Below are 17,804 nucleotides of genomic sequence, written 5' to 3'. Positions count from 1 at the left end.
CTTTTTACTGTGCATCGGGTCTTACTTTTACTATAAAAAACAGAACATTAAGCACACTTCCATTGTTTATTTTTTGTTGGTATTCACTGGTGTTGGCGCGAGGCAGTTTTTTTGTTTCAAAACACAGTCAATTGAAACTTTCACTATGAAAGCATCGAAACGCATGTTTTAAAATCAGCAAATAACAAAAATTTGACACACCTCTAACATCGGCCAGCTAATAGCAACAAAGTGAGATCTGGCGCAGAGATTGAAGATTGTCCAATCAAGATAAAAAAAACGCAGACTGCTGCTTTTCACAGCAAACGCACTGTAAGGATAGATTAGGGCTTTGACATTTGTCCGACACGCCGTTAACATGCGCCCCGTTCACACGATTCCTCTGTAGTTCAGTCGGTAGAACGGCGGACTGTTAATCCGTATGTCACTGGTTCGAGTCCAGTCAGAGGAGCCACATTTCTATTTTCATGCATCTTCTCGAATCTATCTACGATTGAGATTCAACGAGTTAGCGTGAAAAGCCATCCCGATGTCTTTTCATATCCCCTGCGCATCGGGCAAGATTTGGGGTCATTTCAGTTCGACGAGGGAGTGACCACCCTATGTCTCTGACCCGCACTAAAATCCGCCGCTTATAACCCTGCGCTAAACCCTTCAAAGTTTCCGATTCTCATGGCCTGTACCTTTTAGTCAATCCTGGTTGTTCACGTCTCTGATCTCTCAAATAACGTGTTAACGGTAGGGGATGCCGCATTGCGCTGGGCCACCACTATTCTGAAACAGATTAAATGTCTCTCTCGTGATGGTGAATTGAAGTGAATATTAGCGATTACCTTAGTGCTGAGGGTATCTATTGGAATATTAGTACAATCGGGAAGTCTACGGGATAATTAACCTCATTGAGTGCTTTATCATGTTTGCATAATGAGATTGCTGAGTTGTACGAGAGTGTCGTGTTAGCAAGTTCTATCGCCATCAGCCCAGCGCTTGATATCATTCATATTTGGCGACCTGATGCCCGTACTCAAGATATTCTTGGTTGTGTATAAGCTAATCATCGCTTTTTCACCCTCATGACTTTCTATCTCAATGAGCGTGTTGTTAATCAACAGTCCTTCGGAAAGAAACTTTTGCGTGATCTCACCTTCTTTACGCTCACCGTCAAACTCGCTGAATACGATCACCGGGTTTCCTGAATATGATTCATATTCCAGACACTGCCTTGCCATATGCCTTATAGTTCGATAAGTATCCGAGGATCCCGTCTTGCTAATAAAACTGCCGTCTAAGGATGATTTGCTGTTTTTTAAATCGCTGACGGTTATGGCGCATCCGCTAAGTGAGATAGAAAGTAATAGGGTAGCCAGGGCCAAATATTTCAATTTATGCTCCATTATTCTGGTCAATGTCTTACGCATGACTGGGACTAATAATTGCGTTCTCTTTCAGACAGAATGGTGATTTGGGATATCAACAATAACCATCAGCCCGCCTTCTGCAGACGTACTTAGGAAAACACTGCTGTTATGTTGCTGCGCAACCGCTTTGACGATGGCAAGCCCCAATCCACTCCCGCTTTGTATCTGATTGGGATCGCGAAAAAATCTGTCGAACACGCGCTCCCTCAATTCAACCATGATCCCGGGCCCTGCATCTGAGATACGCACCTGAGTGGATTTATCTAACGATCGTACCTCTACCTCAACCCGCCCGCCCTCAGGACTGTACTTCACAGCATTTTCAATTAAGTTGTCGAGCAGCGACATCAGGCGTTCCCTGACACCTGTAATCCAGACTTCATCATGAGAGTAGAATTCAAGCTCAATTCGGCTCTCAGCAGCTAGCGGTGCCAACTCAGCCATTCGCTCCTGTATCAGCGTCGTCAGCGCTACAGGTTCCATAACAGTGTCAATGCGCGCTTCACTGTGCATCAGCAGCAGCAACTGATTGACGAGACGGGCAGCACGGCTATTGCTACGAATAATCCCTGTAAGCAATTCCTGTTGACTAAAGTTGCTTACATCGGACTGCAAAGCCTCTACATTGACTCGCATTGCAGCCAGCGGAGTACGCAACTCGTGAGCGGCATCTGCAATAAAAATCCGCTCCCTTTCAGTGCTTTCTCGTACCCTGGCAAGGAATATATTTATCGCGTCCACTATTTGGCGAAGCTCCTTGTGCTTTGGCACTGCTTTTAAGGGAGAAAGATCTTCTGGTGTTCGTAAGGAAACTTCATTTGCCACCTTGTTCCAGGGACGCATTGCAATGCGGATTGACAGCCACGCAGGAAACAAAAGAAAAGGAATGCATACCAGCAGCGGTAATATGTAGTATCCGCGCGAGTTCAGGTATATGAAGAAGTTCCAACCTCCAGCAGGAGTGAGCAGTGTTACCTCTGTGTCGGAGCTCCTGGACTTCAGAGTACGGCTGGTCCAGGTGCGGCCGTTACTCTGAATACTCTGAATCACTCCATAACCGATGTTTTTCACTCCTACCGGAGCGCCATCCGATGAATAAATTATCTCTTTATTCTTCCTGACGATTAGGCTGATTGACATTTTAGGGTCTTCACCTCCGCCATAGCCTTCCCGCAGTGCCTTGCTGAATGTTTCCAGCACATCGTTTAAATCGTGTGGGCGATTCCCCATACGATCCACCAAAGTCATAATGGTTTCATAGGTTTTGTTGCCTGATAGCATTGGAGGGCTACGTAAGTTATCCCATAAAATGTAGGTCAGAAAAATACACCAGAGCAGCGTGAGTAATAGCATCTGGGCGATCATAATTCGCCGTACGAGCGTTGGGATTCTCAGATAGCGCCAAAAATTACGCATCAACCTGCCCCCTTCTGAATGGGTACGGTGTCTATGACAAACCCCACGCCTCTCACTGTTCGCACATATCCGTCACCGATTTTGCGACGCAAATTGCCCATATGGACATCGAGCGCATTGCTCATATTTTCTTTTGCACCGAAGATCCTTTCTTCCAGAAAACTCCGTATCAGCACACGGTCAGGGCGCAACATTAACGTTTCAAGCAGTGCGTATTCACTTGCCGTCAAATCAACATGACTCGCGCTTACAGTCACGCGACGAGTCGGCACATGCAGAGACAGCCCTCGAATTTCTATCGCCTCATCCTGAAAACCGTAACTGCGCCGCACCAGTGCTCTCACCCTGGCCAATAACTCGGCGAGAACGAAAGGTTTGACGAGATAGTCGTCTGCACCGGCATCCAGCCCAGTCAAGCGGTCCTGCAGAGTGCCCCGGGCAGTCAGGATGATAACGGGGATCCCCTTAAACTGTTGACGCAGTCGCGCCATCAGGCTCATGCCATCACCGTCGGGCAGACCGAGGTCGAGCAATACAAGTTCTGGCACGCATAGATCAAGTTGATGCAGCGCATCTACTTTGCGGCGAACCCATATGACATCTAATCCCTGGTCTGTGAGGGCAATACGAACGCCATTGCCGAGATCGATGTCGTCTTCGATTAGGAGAATTTTCACAAGAGTTACTTTATCAACAGTGAATGAAGAACGTCTGAAGAAAAAAACGGTATCAGTAAATCTATCAGGTTTGCATAACGGGTACTTGCTTCAGTATTTCTTCATTTTTGGCTCATCAGAACTTCAGGGCCAGCATTCACACTGAGCGTTCTGGCGTTTAAAACCGCTTGTATCGTAGTCAGTTGAATCCACAAGGACTTCCTTAATGAGAAATATCAAGCTGAGTCATAAGTTCCTCCATTCACTCTCTGGGCAGACCCTGAGAAAAGTGTTGTCAGGATTTGTCCTGGCGTTACTGGCAACCCCAATACTGGCAGCAGAACAGAAACAGGGCAACGAGTTGACCCTGGGAGGAGGAGTGGATGTTGCGCCACGCTATTCTGGTTCGGATGCAAACCGGGTCACGACGGCCCTGGTGATTGATTACTCTATGTTAAATGGTTTCTTCGTCAGCTCGACACGTGGTATCGGTTACGGTAACAACATCGGGAAATTTGATTACAGCGCTGCGCTGAGTTATCGCGCAGGCCGAAAGGATCGTGATGTGGACAGCGATTCGCTCAGCTACGGTAGCGACCACTTGCGAGGTATGGGTGACGTTAAAGGCTCGGCTATCGCTGTGCCTGGCCTGGGGTACGAGGTGACCGACTGGCTTAATTTGCAATTGCAGGGTGAGGTACCGGTTTCTCAGCGAAGCAATGGTGAGGCCCTGCATTTCAGCATTGTCAGCCCACTCTATACGTCATCGAAAAACGCTGTGACGCTGGCGCTGACCAGTAGTTGGGGGACCAGCAAGTACATGCAGACTTACTACGGGGTCAGTGCATCACAGTCGGCCGCATCGGGGTTTGCTCGATATGATGCCAGGTCTGGAATTTATGCCTATTCACTGAATATGGACTGGACGCACAACCTTAATCAAGATTGGAGCGTAGTTGCCGCAGCAGGTGTTACGCAGTTGGCTGGTGATGCACGAAACAGTCCAATTGTTCAACGAAAAACATCGCCCACTGGCAGTCTGAAGGTGACATATCGCTTCTGATCGTTGTTCAACCTGTGCTTCTCGCTAGCGTGTGGCTATGCACTGTCAATAAATACAAATTCGCCCCAGTTCAGATGATGGGGCACTACTCAACGGGGAGCAGGCCCGGTCACTGTCAGCTACCGTCTGGCATATTCCGCATTGCCCCTGACTTCATTGCAGAATTTGCTTACTCAGAGAGTAATAAATTCAGGCTCATAGCTCACAGGGAAGTTTACTGACCTGGCGATAAAGCACACTTTATGGATCGCATGGTGAATTGCGGTTGCAGCGTCAATATCAGTACCGGCGACTACAGTAATTTTTGGCCTGAGTACGATTGATAAGAAGCGGCCAGCGACAGAAATATCCCATGTACGGGCATATGAACGATATCCGGAGGTTCCTTTCCCCAGAGTTCCGGACTTGTCTTCGTCTGAAAAGGAGCTAATACGGGTCTGTTTACACCGGCGGCGAAGGGAAAAAAGCCGCACATACGAAGGTCAGTCAGCAGGATGGCATCCCGCGGATGGATGGGATGCCGGCACCGGGTCAGAGAGGAAGCGATCAGACTTTGAGCATTTTCACCGTGCTGTCGATGTCGATCTCATCTTCTGAGAAGATCAGCGTTGTGCCCTGGAAGGTGGTAATAGCCAGTTTTTTCAGCGAGCGCATTTCACCCGGCTGAACGTCTGTTTTTGGCCGGATGCTGTTCATCAGCAGGCCCACGGACAGCACCGCGTTTTCTTTATCAATGCGGGTATCAGCAGGGACCTCTTCGCTGTAGACCACGTAAGAGCGGATCGAGGTCATTTTCAGGCGCTCGCCTGCGATATAGATATAGTGACTTTCCGGCAGGACTTTCACGTCGAAAGCGGACAGCCCCTTGTTGTTAGTGGTAGGTTCAAACGTCACCGCCGCATCTTTCTTGATCAGATCAGGGTTGGCGACCTTAATCACGTGAAAATAACGGTTATCACCGTTTTCATCTTTGATAAATCCAAAGCCTTTTTCTTTAAACCAGGTTGTGATCGTTCCGTTCATCGCCATTACCGCCTACTTAATCGTTTATCTGCTCAGTTTTTACAGCGCGCAGTGTAAAACACAATGCCTGCGCAGACCACGCCTTTGGTTTAAGTATGGTGCATAATTCGTTATTATCCGCCCCCACTCTCGCTCCGGGTCCACTGATGTCCGCCATTATCGATACCTTTATCGCCCCGCCGTGCCACGACGAGATAGAGATCCTCTATCAGGATGATCACCTGGCATTAATCAATAAACCCAGCGGGCTGCTGAGCCTGTCGGGAAAAAATGCGCAAAATCTTGATTCAGTGCATCACCGGCTGGTGAAGATCTTTCCCGGCTGCACTCTGGTTCACCGCCTGGATTTCGGTACTTCCGGACTGATGGTGATTGCGCGCAACAAGGCGATCAATGCCGCCCTGTGCCATCAGTTCAGCCAGCGTACCGTCAGCAAGGTTTACAGCGCCCTGCTCTGCGGCCATCCCGGCGATAACGCAGGGACAATCGACGCGGCGATTGCTAAAGATCCGGCGCTGTTCCCGCTGATGTCGATTTGCGCCGTCCACGGCAAGCCCGCCCGCTCACGCTATCGGGTTGTTGAGCGCCTGTACCAGCCGTTGGAGGGGGGGACGTTACTGCCGGTAGCGCGGGTGCAGCTCACCCCGGAGACCGGACGCACCCATCAGCTGCGCATTCACTGCCAGCATCTCGGCTATCCGATTCTCGGCTGTGACCTGTACGGCGGCCGCCTGCTGCCGGGTACGGAGCAGGTGCCGCGCCTGATGCTGCACGCCAGCGAACTGGATTTTGTTCATCCCGTCAGCGGAGAGCAGATCAACGCCCGCCACCCCTGCCCGTTCTGAAACCTGGGTTTTAACTCATTGATGATGCCGGGCTGAACGTGTAGCGCGGATTACCACATCAGATCGTCAGGCACTTTAAAGTCAGCATACGGATCGTCTTCATCCTGCTCTTCCTGACTCAGCGCGCTGTTTAACACAATGCTGCTGGCATCGCGCTGGGCAATTTTGTCGGCGACGCTGGCGGGGATGATGGCGTACTGACTTTCGCCGCTGTTATCCGTCATCAGACGCGCAATGGCGAGACGGCCGCTAATCAGCTGAGACTGCGTGAGCTTATCGACGGATATTTTTTTAATCAGGTTGCCATCGGTGAAGTTAAAACCGATATCGCCTCTGGAAATATCGAGCCTGTTCATTTCAATCAGCTGCTTTACCTGAGCTTTATATTCTTTCGACAGCGCCGCCTGTTTCTGCTGCTCGCTCAGCTGCTTATCGCGTTCAGCCTGAGCTTTTTTGTTCTCTTCTACCGCTTCCCTCGCCTCACGGGCCTGCGCTTTAGATTTTTTGACCGTCCTCTGGACTTTGGCCATTTTTTTGCTGCTTACCAGCCCTGCTTTGAGCATCTGTTCTTGTAAGGTCAGTTTTGTCATGGTGGTTTCTGAATCCGCTGTAAATTTTCCGGGATTATACCTGTAACTGCCGGGCGTGTGCCAGACAGAGAAAAGCCCGCTCAGGTCTCCCCGGCGGGCTTTTCAGGTTAGCGCTCTCAGATATCGAAACGATCCAGATTCATCACCCTAGTCCAGGCGGCAACAAAGTCTTTCACAAACTTCTCTTTCGCATCGCTGCTGGCGTAAACCTCAGCAGAGGCACGCAGTACCGCATTGGAACCAAACACCAGGTCGGCACGGGTCGCGGTGAACTTCACCTCGCCGCTAACGCGGTCACGCCCTTCAAAGCGCTCCCCGCTGCCGTCGGTGGCTTTCCACTGCGTGCGCATATCCAGCAGGTTGACGAAGAAGTCAGTGCTCAGCTCGCCCGGACGCTGCGTGAACACGCCGTGCTGGCTGCCGTCAAAGTTAGCGCCCAGCGCGCGCATCCCGCCGATCAGCACCGTCAGCTCTGGTACGGTCAGCGTCAGCTGCTGGGCCTTGTCGATCAGCAGATTCTCTGTCGACGTGCGGCCTGCTGCACCGCGGTAGTTACGGAAGCCGTCTGCTTTTGGCTTCAGCAGTTCAAACGATTCAATATCCGTCTGCTCCTGGCGGGCATCAACGCGGCCGGGCGTAAACGGCACGTCAATCGCCACACCTGCCGCTTTTGCCGCCTGTTCAACACCGACCACGCCAGCCAGCACGATAACATCGGCCAGCGAGGCCTTCTGCACTGACTGCTGAATGGCTTCCAGCACGGGCAGCACGCGGGCCGCCGTAGCGTTCACTTCCCACTCCCTTTGCGGCAGCAGTGCCAGGCGCGCGCCGTTGGCCCCCCCGCGTTTATCCCCCCCGCGGAAGGTGGACGCCGACGCCCACGCCACCGAGGTCAGTTCACTGACGCTCAGGCCGGAAGCGGCAATTTTCTCTTTCAGCTGCGCGATATCCGCCACGGTCGGGTGATACTCCGGCACGGGCAGCGGATCCTGCCAGATCAGGTCTTCTTTCGGCACTTCAGGACCGATATAGCGTGCTTTTGGCCCCATATCCCTGTGGGTCAGTTTGTACCAGGCGCGGGCAAAGGCTTCGTTAAACGCCTGCGGGTCGCCGTGGAAACGACGGGAGATTTTCTCAAATTCCGGGTCGAAACGCAGCGTCAGGTCGGTCACCAGCATCGTGGGTTTATGTTTTTTCGCCGTGTCGAAGGCATCAGGAATAATCTCCGGTGCATTGCTGGCTTCAAACTGAATCGCCCCCGCCGGGCTGCGCGTCTGCACCCAGTCATATTTGAACAGGTTCTCGAAGAAGTAGTTACTCCACTGCGTTGGCGTCTGTGACCAGGTCACTTCCAGACCGGATGTGATGGCATCTGCCCCAGCACCGCTACCGTGCGTGCTGGCCCAGCCCAGCCCCTGAGCTTCAATCGGCGCAGATTCAGGATCGTCACCGACGTGCGAGGCCTCACCGGCACCGTGCGTTTTACCCAGGGTGTGACCCCCGGCGATTAACGCCACGATCTCTTCGTCGTTCATTCCCATATTGCCGAAGGTGGCACGAATCGCCGGAGCGGCCGAAGCTGGATCGCCACTCTGCTCTGGGCCTTCAGGGTTGACGTAGATCAGCCCCATTTCCGTGGCACCGAGCGGCGAAGAAGCCAGCGACTCAGGATGTCGGTGTTCCAGCCAGGCGGTCTCATCGCCCCAGTTCACATCCTGGTCCGGTTCCCAGACGTCTTCACGCCCGGCACCAAAGCCGAAGGTGCGGAAACCGGAGTTTTCCAGCGCGACGTTACCCGCCAGAATATAGAGGTCGGCCCAGGAGATTTTCTGACCGTATTTTTGCTTCACCGGCCACAGCAGACGGCGCGCCTTGTCGAGGCTGACGTTATCCGGCCAGGAGTTGAGTGGGGAGAAACGCTGCTGACCGCGCCCGGAACCGCCGCGTCCGTCAACCGAACGATAGGTGCCCGCACTGTGCCACGCCATGCGAATGAACAGACCGATATAGCTGCCCCAGTCGGCTGGCCACCAGGACTGAGAGTCGGTGAGCAACGCCTTGATGTCGGCTTTCAGCGCAGAATAATCTAATTTGGCAAATTCTTTACGGTAATCAAACCCTTCATCCAGCGGGTTAGAACGGCTGGAATGTTGATTCAGCAGGTCGACCCGCAGCTGATTGGGCCACCAGTCACGGCTGGTTGTGCCGCCGCCGGAGGCTTTATTTTCGTTACCGGCATGGAAAGGACATTTCCCCGCCGGGGCTTCTCTGTTGGCTTCGGCTACTGGCTTTGCATCTTCGGGCTGGTCATCAATTGAATGGCTCATGCTCACACTCCCTAATTTATTGTCATCACTACTTTATACGTGACGGTCACCGGGTCACACCTGAATTACCCTATGTCTTTGATAGCTTATTCTGTGGGTTTTAAGCGTTCATGTTGCACAGGCTGATAATGAAAAGCCTTTTTACCCTGTGTATAGAGTAGCCCTTCATTAGAAAAGGTTTTTCGTGTCGGCACATTAAATGAAAAAAACTCACGTCAGGCTCTGAAAACGGGCTTTTTGCTATCTGGCGCTGGGGTTTTTGGCTATAGTTTCCCGAAATTAACAAGGACTAACAGCCAGAATGAAACCTACCCCAGGCGATATCTATTGTGTTTTCCACCCCCAGCTTCAGCAGTATGTTGCCTGTCAGGTGACAGCGCTTAAAGACTCACGCCTGGTCGCGGTACTGGAACTCGACTGGTCCGGCGATGCCCTGCCGGATGCCGCCGGGCTGGTGGCAATGCGGCCATTGATCTGTGATTTTTTCTTCTGGCGCGAACATCTCGACCACCGTTTCCTGCCCGCCAGCGTCCCGCCCCATTACACTTACGTCGGGAACCTCCCTCCGCTGGTGAATGAAGAGGTCAACAGCTACGGCGGCGGCTGGTGCGTTGGCAACAGCCTGCACAGCCAGCGCCGCTGGCAGACGATTGCCCCGGACAGACGTGCACGGTTTAAAGCAGCTTCGCGTGACCGCCAGGTGACGCTGCCCACAGGCGTACTGCCGGAGAACACGACGAAGATCACCGACACCTGGCTGACTGGCCTGACTGATTTCTCTCTACTGGAACAGCTGCCCTGTCTGACCTCGATTGAAACGGCACAGGGCAGCGAGGCGCTGGCGGCCTTTATCCGTCAGCACCCGTTCATCAGTGAACTACACTGGGCCTCCTGCGCCGGGATGACCGCGCTGGACCTGAGCGGCAGCCAGCTCCGACGGCTGATCGTCGACCCGACCGGACTGACCTCGCTGACGCTGAATGATAATCTCCACCTGCTCTCATTCACCCGCGAACCGGCGCCCGATCTCGTGATCCACAGCCTTCACGACGGCCGCCACCTGACGCTTTCGCCCGGCCAGACGCTGCCCGCGTTGCAGGGGCTTGATGCGCTGCGTGAGCTCTATTTAACCCAGGTTGAGCAGGCAGATATCGCCGCGATTGCCGACCGTTTCCCGGCGCTGGCCGGGTTAAGGCTGTGGGGTAAGCCGGGCACCGTCGCCCATATGGACAGCCTGTCGCGCCTATCTCAACTGCAAACCTTCACCACTGTCGATCTGTTCGGCTTCAGCCCGGAAGAATTTCCGGTACCGGAGCAGTTGCCCCATATGGCGATGCTTTGGATGAGCAGCCTGCCGGCTGACGTGGCGGCAGCGGTGAAAAAAAGCTGGAAAAAGGCGGCAGGCGTGGAGCTGTCCGTGACTAAACCGCGCAAGCCGGAGTGGCTGGCAGAGAATCTCACCAATCCGTTCCGCGACTGGGATGGCCGTGAAAACATCAGCCCGGCCAACGCAAAAAAGGCCGCCACGCTGTATAAGAAAGCGCGGATTTCCCTGCGTGAGATCGACAGTGCCAGCGATGCCGCCAGCGTGAGCGCTAGGGCGGAGGAGATGGTGCGCAGCTGGGCAGACGCCTTCAACGCCATGGATCGGCGCAGCAGCAGCATTGAGACCATCGAGCGGGAAGAGATTGCCGACGTGATTTACGGGCTGTTATCAGAGATGGAGCAGCAGCTGGGGCAAGGCACCCCGCAACCGTTTGATAAGGCCGCCATGATGGACCTGTTCGATCGGTTACGGGATTTTTAATCCGCCGGGGTGGGTAGACATTATCCCCCCCATACAGGCAGACATATCCCCGTAGGGGCTGACCTTCTGTTCCGGTCAGCCCGTTTTACCGGGACGGACGCGATACGTGTTCGGCTGCCGCCTGGTTGGCTTTATCAACCGCCACCGCCAGCGTCGCCCCCTGCAGCAGCGTGGTGCACAGCATCCCCATAAAGCAGTCGCCCGCCCCGTGAGTGCTGACCAGCTGTACTTTCTGCGCTGGCAGTGACCGGGCTGGTGCGCCCTCTTCGCAGAAGGCAACGCCGTGCTCCCCTGCCGTCACCACCACCGCCGGGAAACGGCCGCCGAGGCTCTCTGCGGCCTGACAGGCCGCGCTTAAATCCGCCACCGCAATCTGACTGAGATCGCGGGCTTCCACCGCATTGACCACCAGCAGGTCCACCGCGCCCAACATCTCAGGGGTAAGCGGGCGCGCCGGGGCCGCATTAAGGCACACACGGATGCCGCGCTTTTTCGCTTCGGCTGCGGCCTGATGGTTCACCGCCTCCGGCACCTCATTCTGCAACAGCAGCATACTCACCTGCTGCCAGAGTGCGTCATCGCTCAGGGACGCCAGCGTAATGTGGTTATTGGCATTTGATACCACCACCGCGCCGTAGTCGCCTTCCGCATCCTGAATGGCTACGCTCATTCCGGAGGGAATGCCCACGTTGACCGCGACATGAGTGGTATCCACGCCGTTTTGCTGCAGCACGGCGAGTAAAAACGCCCCCTGCGCATCGTCGCCCACCGCCCCGGCAAAGCGCACCTGCGCACCGGCAAGCGCCGCCGACACCGCCTGATTGCCGCCCTTACCGCCGAATTTATAGGCACAGCCGCTGCCAATCACCGTTTCCCCTTTTTCCGGGCGATGGTCGGCCTGCAGCATAATATCGTAATGAAGACTGCCGATGACTAAGATGTGGCTCATACTAGTATTCTCTGAGATCCTGGACTGCCTGCTGGGTTTTCTTCAGGTTCTTCTCCGCCGTCTTGAGATCCTTCTGCGCTATCGCCACAAACAGTGCATCCAGAATGTTCAGCTGGGCAATGCGTGACGCGGCGTTTTCCCCCAACAAATGCGAGCCCTGAGAGGTTGACGTGAGCACCACATGCGCGCTGCGCGCAATGGGCGACTCGGCATAGTTAGTAATAGCAATCACTTTGGCTCCGTTGCGTGCCGCCAGTTTTATCGGGTCATTCACCGCGCGCGTGGCGCCGGAATGGCTGATGGCGATCACCGCATCGTCATCCGATAACACTGCCGCTGACATCAGCATAATATGCGCATCATCATACACCGTGGTTTTAATCCCAATTTTTAACATCTTATGGGATAAATCCCGTGCGACGGTTGCGGAACCGCCAACGGCATATAAATCGATGTGTCGCGCTTTAAATAAAATATCAGCCGCCCGGTTGAATTCAGACACATCAAGAATAGTCAGCGTTTCTTCTATTGCCTGAAGTGAGGTTCTGAATACTTTTGCCAGTAATTGCTCCGACGAGTCATCCGCCTCAATTTCCGCATGCATACCGGCCACTTCAGAGTAGTTATAATAGATCAGGCTACTTCTGAAATCCCTGAAACCTGAAAAGTTTAACTTCTTGGCAATTTTGACCACCATGGCTTCAGAAACATTATTCATCTGAGCGATTTCTTTAATTGAGGTCTGCTCAGACAAATCCGTTTTCGACGTCACGGAATCAACCACCTTTCTTTCCAGAGGGGTCAGGCTGGGTAATCGCATACGTATTTTAGCGCCTATGGCTCGCGGGTCCTGCTTCATTACTTGCCTCGTGTCGCTCTGTCAATCAACATCGCTATGATAATAATAAGGCCAGTAGCAAGCAATTGATAAAACGCCTGAATATTAAGAAGCGTCAGGCCGTTACGTAAGGCACCGAGGATCACCGCACCAATCAACGTGCCGACGATACTGCCTTTTCCCCCCATCAGCGAGGCACCGCCAATGGCCGCCGCCGCAATCGCATCCAGCTCCCAGAGGTTACCGATGGTCGGCTCGGCCGCGCCTAAGCGGGCAATCAGGATCAGTGCCGCCAGCGAGGCCAGCACGCCAGAGATGACAAACACCGTCACTTTGGTGCGCTTCACCGGGACACCCGCCACGCGCGCCGCTTCTTCATTCCCCCCGACGGCGAGGATATATTCTCCCAGCGGGGTTTTGTTCATCACCACCCACAGGAACAGGGCGATGACCACCACCACGATAATCGGCGTCGGGACGCCAAACACCGTGCTGTTGACCAGATTGCGGAACTCCATCGGGATACCAAACACCGGATTACCATTGGTGAAGATCAGCGCTAAAGCACGGAACAGCGACAGTCCGCCCAACGTCACGATAAACGGCTGCAGCCCGGCATAGGCCACCAGCGTACCGCTGAACACGCCGCACAGCGCGCCGACGCCCAGCGTCGCCATGACCGCCAGCGGCACCGGAACACCAGCCACCATCAGCGTCGCACCCAGTACCGCAGACAGCGCCGCCGTCGGACCCACCGACAGATCAATACCGCCGGAAATAATCACCAGCGTCATCCCCAGCGCGATAATGGCATTAATGGACGACTGCTGAAGAATATTAAGCAGGTTAGGCAGCGTCCAGAATACCGGAGACAGAAACGAAAATGTCACCACAATAATTAATAAACCAATCAGCGTTCCCGCATCGCGCAGATTAAATTTGAACAACGCCGCTGACGGCACCCTGGTTTGCGTTTTCTCTTGCGTCATCATGATAATTACCTTTAATCGTTCTTAAGCCAGATCGTTAATCGCGTAACGGGCAATATTTTCTTCGGTGATAGCCTCACCGCTCAACTCTTTGGTAATTTTCCCTTCACGCATTACCAGCACCCGATCTGAAATACGCATAATTTCCGGCATTTCAGAAGACACCACCACAATGGCTTTTCCCTGGCGGGCTAATTTCTCAATCAGATTATAAATTTCTGACTTGGCACCAATATCAATTCCCCGGGTTGGCTCATCAAAAAGAAACACTTTATTATCCGCTGCCACCCAGCGACCGATAATCACTTTCTGCTGATTACCGCCGCTTAACGTGCCAATCGGCTTTTCAATATTTAACGGACGCAGATTCAGGTCACTCATCACTTCCAGCGCCACTTTATCAAGCTGGCGCTGGCGTATCAGACCTGCACGGGTAAATTTCATCATCGACGGCAGCGCCATGTTCATTTTTACTGCGCGCTGCTTAATGATGCCCTCTTTTTTGCGGTCTTCAGGAACCAGGCCAATCCCGGCCTTAATGGCGCTGCTGACGTTCAGCGTTTTCACCGCGACGCCATCCACCAGCACGCTGCCGCTGGTGCGGGCATCAATCCCGGCAATCAGCTTCAGCAGTTCTGTACGCCCTGCCCCCACCAGCCCGGCAATACCCAGCACTTCCCCGGCTTTGACGCTGAAGCTGGCAGACTGGACCGCGCGGTCGCGCCCCAGTCCGTCCACCCGCAGCACCTCTTTGTCGGTGATATAAGACTGGTGCTGCACTTTTTCTATCTTGCGTCCGACCATTTTGGTGACGATGGTTTCTTCGGTTTCGTCGCAGATATTGACCACGCCCACCTGTCGGCCATCGCGCAAAATAGTGGCGCGGTCGCAGACCTTGAAAATCTCGTTCATCTTGTGTGAAACGTAGATCAGCGCCACATTCATCGACTTGAGATCGGAGATCAGCTCGGCCAGGCGGTCGAACTCGCGCGGCGTCAGGCTGGAGGTTGGCTCATCCATCGCAATGATTTTGGCCTCGTCCAGCAGCGCACGCGCTATTTCCACAATCTGCTGCTGCGAAACTTTCAGGTTCTTAATCGGCTGGTCCGGGTCGATGCTTGGGTCGAGTCGGCGCAGAATGGCAATCGCCCGCTTGCGCTGCGCCTTACGGTCCACAATGCAGCCTTTAAAGCGCGTCAGCGGCCGGCCGAGAAACATATTTTGTGCAACGGAGAGCTCAGGAACATGCTGCAACTCCTGATGAATCATCGCAATGCCGGCATGGCGCGCAGACAGCGGATTCTTCATCTGCACCACTACCCCGTTCACCGCGATCTCGCCGGAATCCGCAGAGCGTACGCCGGAGAGAATATTCAGCAGGGTGGATTTCCCCGCCCCGTTCTCACCGATCAGGGCATGCACCTCTCCCGGTCTGACGGAGATATCCACATTCTGTAACGCTGCCGCACTGCCGTAGGTTTTATTGATGCCACGCATCGTCAGGCAAAACTGTTCCATACACCCTCCGCCGTTATTACTGCTGTGCTAAAAGCTGACGCAGCTTGTCGTTATCTTTGGTCGAGAAGGCATCGGCATTGTCTTTGGTGATCAACGCCTGCGGGGTGGACACCACGCGCGACAGTTTCTGGCCCGCGATCAGACGCAGCATCACGTCCATCGCCACTTCGCCAGTCAGAACCGGGAAGCTGTCCACGGTGCCGGTCAGCTCGCCGCGTTTAATCGAGGCATACGCATCGGAAATGCCGTCAGTGCCGAAGACGGCGGTCTGCGCAGATTTCCCCTGGGAGCGTACGGCTTCCACCACGCCCAGCGCCATACCGTCATTGTTGGCGTAGAAACCAATCAGGTCGGGATGCTGCTGCAGGATGGTCGAGGCCGCGTTATAGGCATTTTCGCGGCTCCAGTTGGCCGGAACGCTGGCCACCAGCGTGAACTTGCCGTTTTTAGTCATGGTTTCGCGGAAGCCTTTCGTGCGCTGCGCAGCAGCATAAACGCCCGGCTGCCCTTCAATGACGGCCACTTTACCGCCCTTCGGATAGTGCTGGATAAACCAGTTGGCCACGCGCACGCCGTTGTCTTTCTGTACGTTGCCGACGTAGTGCGCCGCGTTAGGCATTACGGCATCGTTGACGTTAACCACCGGAATATTTTTGCTTTTCGCCTCTTCATAGGCGGGCTGCATGTTGGCATCCGTCTGCGGAGAAACCAGCAGACCGTTAAAGCCCTGCGAGATCAGGGTTTCAGCAATCGACAGCTGGCCGAGCTGATCGTCTTCGTTGGCGGCCGCCTGATACTCGACGGTGATGCCATATTTCGCCGCTGCGGCTTTGTAGCCTTCACCCAGCGAGCGCCAGTATTCGTTGGTCAGCGTTTTGGAAACGCCGCCGATTTTCAGTTTTTTGTCCGGTGCCGGCAGCGGCCCATATTTTTCAGTGAGCTGCGTCCAGTCGGTACGGTCCGGTTCAGTATCGGACTGCAGCGGCGGCAGGTCGGCGGCATAGACGGACGAGCAGAACAGCGTAGCGGTGAGTACAGAGAGCAAGTGCTTTTTCATAATCTATCCTGTTATTTTTATAGGGCTTATTACCCGTGGGAGAGACGTATTACGGTGCCAGCATGATGTCGTTAACAATCTGCTGGGAGGTGACGGCATCCTGACGGCTGATGGCATCCAGCAGGGCCGGGTTGTTATCCAGTTTGTCGCAGAGACGGAGTAAACGGGTGACGGTGGCGATGTTGGTTTCGGCTTCCCGCACCGGGTCAAGGCCGCTGGCATCCGGGAAGGTGTCAAAGTAGTAAGCGCCTTTATAGCCATCGCGCTTCATCTGCCAGAGGAACTCCAGCGTAGCGCGTGGGTTAACGGAAGCTGCCATCAGGCCGTCATCGCGTTTGCCCCAGCCATCGTTCAGGTCAAGGCCGAGCAGGCGTGAACGGCGGGCAACCATCGCTGCGGCGTAAGCCGGGATTTCATTGGCGTACAGCACGTGGGCAAAGTCGAGGGTGATACCAAGGTTCGGGCAGCCCGCCTCTTCCACCGCCAGCAGGCAGGTCGTGACGTTCGGGAAAATGGCGAAAGCGCGCGGCTCGTTGGGTTTGTATTCAATGCTGACGTCCATATCTCCGGCATATTCAGCCACTTCACGTACCGCACTGACCGCATCTTCCCATACTTTTTTGTAGTCAACCTGGAAGCAGTAATCAAAGCCGTCCTGCCCCATCCACAGCGTCATAATGCTGGCACCAAATTCGCGCCCGGCATCAATCCCGCGTTTGGTCAGGTCGATGGCCTGACGGCGGATTTTGGCATCCGGGTTGGTATACGCGCCGATTTTGAATTCCGGTGCGTCCCAGCGCATCTGCATGCCGTTGACCGCCAGCCCCACGTCTTCGATTTTCTGACGCATGGTTTTCACATCGTCGGTGATGTGTTGCGGATAGTTCAGATCCAGATGGGTCAGGCCTTTTGCCGTAGCGGCACGCTCAATCATCTGCAGCACAGAAGGTTTGCCTTTCAGCTCCGGCCAGTAGCGCCACGCACCAGAGGCAAACGAGTTGAGGCGGGTCGCAAATTTCAGTTCTGACATATCGGTGTCCCTTGATTGTTGAGTTGTGAATTACTTTACAACTTTACATTTATTTGTGAATAAGTGCATTACTATCACTAACAAATTCTCGCCGCAACACGAACTGCCGTTTTACTACGCGATTTGAGAGCTGATTCACGAAACTGCGGCTGTGTACGGCCGGGAAAATGAAAAAGCTGCACAACTGTGTGACAGGTCGCATTTTGAACATCCGCTGAGAATTGACCGGCAGGTTGCCCGTTGTGTGATCACGGCGAAAGATTTACTGTAAAACACAC

At 54.0% G+C, this 17,804-nt stretch carries 15 protein-coding genes, 1 tRNA gene and 1 pseudogene; 5 read left to right on the top strand and 12 right to left on the bottom strand.

What is annotated here, in order from left to right; translation table 11 throughout:
• Positions 1-378: 378 nt before the first annotated feature.
• Both ABEH87_RS01595 and ABEH87_RS01590 read left to right on the top strand, forming a co-directional pair.
• A tRNA-Asn gene (locus tag ABEH87_RS01595) sits at positions 379-454 on the top strand.
• A 148-nt stretch (positions 455-602) separates the two neighbouring features.
• A pseudogene (locus tag ABEH87_RS01590) lies at positions 603-713 on the top strand (DUF4102 domain-containing protein); the annotation flags it as partial.
• A 243-nt stretch (positions 714-956) separates the two neighbouring features.
• On the opposite strand, the gene ABEH87_RS01585 reads toward ABEH87_RS01590, so the two are convergent.
• The 3 genes from ABEH87_RS01585 to ABEH87_RS01575 are packed head-to-tail and all read right to left on the bottom strand — an operon-like array spanning position 957 to position 3,511.
• Positions 957-1,394: a hypothetical protein gene (locus ABEH87_RS01585; RefSeq protein ID WP_346573309.1), complete on the bottom strand. Its 438-nt coding sequence runs from the start codon at positions 1,392-1,394 to the stop codon at positions 957-959.
• A gap of 51 nt (positions 1,395-1,445) precedes the next feature.
• Positions 1,446-2,834 (bottom strand): ATP-binding protein, encoded by a 1,389-nt coding sequence (locus ABEH87_RS01580; RefSeq protein WP_346573307.1) that lies wholly within the window; start codon positions 2,832-2,834, stop codon positions 1,446-1,448.
• Entirely contained in the window at positions 2,834-3,511 is a 678-nt protein-coding gene (locus ABEH87_RS01575; RefSeq protein WP_346573305.1) for a response regulator, read from the bottom strand. The genes ABEH87_RS01580 and ABEH87_RS01575 overlap by 1 nt, the downstream gene beginning before the upstream one ends.
• 205 nt (positions 3,512-3,716) lie before the next feature.
• Here ABEH87_RS01575 and ABEH87_RS01570 point away from each other — a divergent pair, with 205 nt between their 5' ends.
• Positions 3,717-4,553 carry a MipA/OmpV family protein gene (locus ABEH87_RS01570; protein ID WP_346573303.1) on the top strand — a complete coding sequence of 279 codons (837 nt, stop codon included), beginning with the start codon at positions 3,717-3,719 and terminating at the stop codon, positions 4,551-4,553.
• A gap of 546 nt (positions 4,554-5,099) precedes the next feature.
• Here the strand turns inward: ABEH87_RS01570 and ABEH87_RS01565 are convergent.
• Positions 5,100-5,582 carry a cold shock domain-containing protein gene (locus tag ABEH87_RS01565; protein WP_346573302.1) on the bottom strand — a complete coding sequence of 161 codons (483 nt, stop codon included), beginning with the start codon at positions 5,580-5,582 and terminating at the stop codon, positions 5,100-5,102.
• A 140-nt stretch (positions 5,583-5,722) separates the two neighbouring features.
• On the opposite strand from ABEH87_RS01565, the gene ABEH87_RS01560 reads away from it, so the two are divergent.
• Positions 5,723-6,421, top strand: a complete 699-nt coding sequence (locus ABEH87_RS01560; protein ID WP_346573300.1) for an RluA family pseudouridine synthase — start codon at positions 5,723-5,725, stop codon at positions 6,419-6,421.
• A 50-nt stretch (positions 6,422-6,471) separates the two neighbouring features.
• On the opposite strand, the gene ABEH87_RS01555 is transcribed toward ABEH87_RS01560, so the two are convergent.
• Positions 6,472-7,011 (bottom strand): DUF2058 domain-containing protein, encoded by a 540-nt coding sequence (locus tag ABEH87_RS01555; RefSeq protein WP_346573299.1) that lies wholly within the window; start codon positions 7,009-7,011, stop codon positions 6,472-6,474.
• Positions 7,012-7,127: 116 nt separating this feature from the next.
• On the bottom strand, positions 7,128-9,338 hold the full coding sequence (katG, locus tag ABEH87_RS01550) for a catalase/peroxidase HPI (RefSeq protein ID WP_346573298.1): 2,211 nt from the start codon (positions 9,336-9,338) through the stop codon (positions 7,128-7,130).
• 301 nt (positions 9,339-9,639) lie between these two features.
• Between katG and ABEH87_RS01545 the strand changes: the two genes are divergently transcribed.
• Positions 9,640-11,145, top strand: a complete 1,506-nt coding sequence (locus ABEH87_RS01545; RefSeq protein ID WP_346573296.1) for a hypothetical protein — start codon at positions 9,640-9,642, stop codon at positions 11,143-11,145.
• A gap of 85 nt (positions 11,146-11,230) precedes the next feature.
• On the opposite strand, the gene ABEH87_RS01540 is transcribed toward ABEH87_RS01545, so the two are convergent.
• The 6 genes from ABEH87_RS01540 to ABEH87_RS01515 are packed head-to-tail and all read right to left on the bottom strand — an operon-like array spanning position 11,231 to position 17,526.
• Positions 11,231-12,094: a ribokinase gene (locus ABEH87_RS01540; protein ID WP_346573294.1), complete on the bottom strand. Its 864-nt coding sequence runs from the start codon at positions 12,092-12,094 to the stop codon at positions 11,231-11,233.
• 1 nt (position 12,095) lies between these two features.
• Positions 12,096-12,953 (bottom strand): MurR/RpiR family transcriptional regulator, encoded by an 858-nt coding sequence (locus ABEH87_RS01535; protein ID WP_346573292.1) that lies wholly within the window; start codon positions 12,951-12,953, stop codon positions 12,096-12,098.
• Positions 12,953-13,924: an ABC transporter permease gene (locus tag ABEH87_RS01530; RefSeq protein ID WP_346573290.1), complete on the bottom strand. Its 972-nt coding sequence runs from the start codon at positions 13,922-13,924 to the stop codon at positions 12,953-12,955. Before ABEH87_RS01530 ends, ABEH87_RS01535 begins: the two co-directional genes overlap by 1 nt.
• 21 nt (positions 13,925-13,945) lie before the next feature.
• Complete coding sequence (locus ABEH87_RS01525) at positions 13,946-15,439, bottom strand: sugar ABC transporter ATP-binding protein (RefSeq protein ID WP_346573288.1); 1,494 nt, start codon at positions 15,437-15,439, stop codon at positions 13,946-13,948.
• Between the two features lie 16 nt (positions 15,440-15,455).
• Positions 15,456-16,496, bottom strand: a complete 1,041-nt coding sequence (locus ABEH87_RS01520) for a substrate-binding domain-containing protein (protein ID WP_346573287.1) — start codon at positions 16,494-16,496, stop codon at positions 15,456-15,458.
• A 49-nt stretch (positions 16,497-16,545) separates the two neighbouring features.
• Positions 16,546-17,526 (bottom strand): TIM barrel protein, encoded by a 981-nt coding sequence (locus ABEH87_RS01515; protein ID WP_346573285.1) that lies wholly within the window; start codon positions 17,524-17,526, stop codon positions 16,546-16,548.
• Between the last annotated feature and the right edge of the window lie 278 nt (positions 17,527-17,804).

This window comes from Erwinia sp. Eh17-17, from assembly GCF_039675725.1.
In the GTDB taxonomy this organism is placed as follows: domain Bacteria; phylum Pseudomonadota; class Gammaproteobacteria; order Enterobacterales; family Enterobacteriaceae; genus Erwinia.
The sequence above is the reverse complement of the archived record's forward strand: the minus strand, read 5'-3'. Positions and strand labels throughout refer to the sequence as shown.

Bases quoted from the DNA above. Each gene is read 5' to 3' on its own strand.
- ABEH87_RS01515 (WP_346573285.1), bottom strand. From the start codon at position 17,526: ATGTCAGAACTGAAATTTGCGACCCGCCTCAACTCGTTTGCCTCTGGT.
- ABEH87_RS01535 (WP_346573292.1), bottom strand. From the start codon at position 12,953: ATGAAGCAGGACCCGCGAGCCATAGGCGCTAAAATACGTATGCGATTA.
- ABEH87_RS01580 (WP_346573307.1), bottom strand. From the start codon at position 2,834: ATGCGTAATTTTTGGCGCTATCTGAGAATCCCAACGCTCGTACGGCGA.
- katG (WP_346573298.1), bottom strand. From the start codon at position 9,338: ATGAGCCATTCAATTGATGACCAGCCCGAAGATGCAAAGCCAGTAGCC.
- ABEH87_RS01555 (WP_346573299.1), bottom strand. From the start codon at position 7,011: ATGACAAAACTGACCTTACAAGAACAGATGCTCAAAGCAGGGCTGGTA.
- ABEH87_RS01545 (WP_346573296.1), top strand. From the start codon at position 9,640: ATGAAACCTACCCCAGGCGATATCTATTGTGTTTTCCACCCCCAGCTT.
- ABEH87_RS01520 (WP_346573287.1), bottom strand. From the start codon at position 16,496: ATGAAAAAGCACTTGCTCTCTGTACTCACCGCTACGCTGTTCTGCTCG.
- ABEH87_RS01560 (WP_346573300.1), top strand. From the start codon at position 5,723: ATGTCCGCCATTATCGATACCTTTATCGCCCCGCCGTGCCACGACGAG.
- ABEH87_RS01525 (WP_346573288.1), bottom strand. From the start codon at position 15,439: ATGGAACAGTTTTGCCTGACGATGCGTGGCATCAATAAAACCTACGGC.
- ABEH87_RS01565 (WP_346573302.1), bottom strand. From the start codon at position 5,582: ATGGCGATGAACGGAACGATCACAACCTGGTTTAAAGAAAAAGGCTTT.
- ABEH87_RS01585 (WP_346573309.1), bottom strand. From the start codon at position 1,394: ATGGAGCATAAATTGAAATATTTGGCCCTGGCTACCCTATTACTTTCT.
- ABEH87_RS01570 (WP_346573303.1), top strand. From the start codon at position 3,717: ATGAGAAATATCAAGCTGAGTCATAAGTTCCTCCATTCACTCTCTGGG.
- ABEH87_RS01530 (WP_346573290.1), bottom strand. From the start codon at position 13,924: ATGATGACGCAAGAGAAAACGCAAACCAGGGTGCCGTCAGCGGCGTTG.
- ABEH87_RS01540 (WP_346573294.1), bottom strand. From the start codon at position 12,094: ATGAGCCACATCTTAGTCATCGGCAGTCTTCATTACGATATTATGCTG.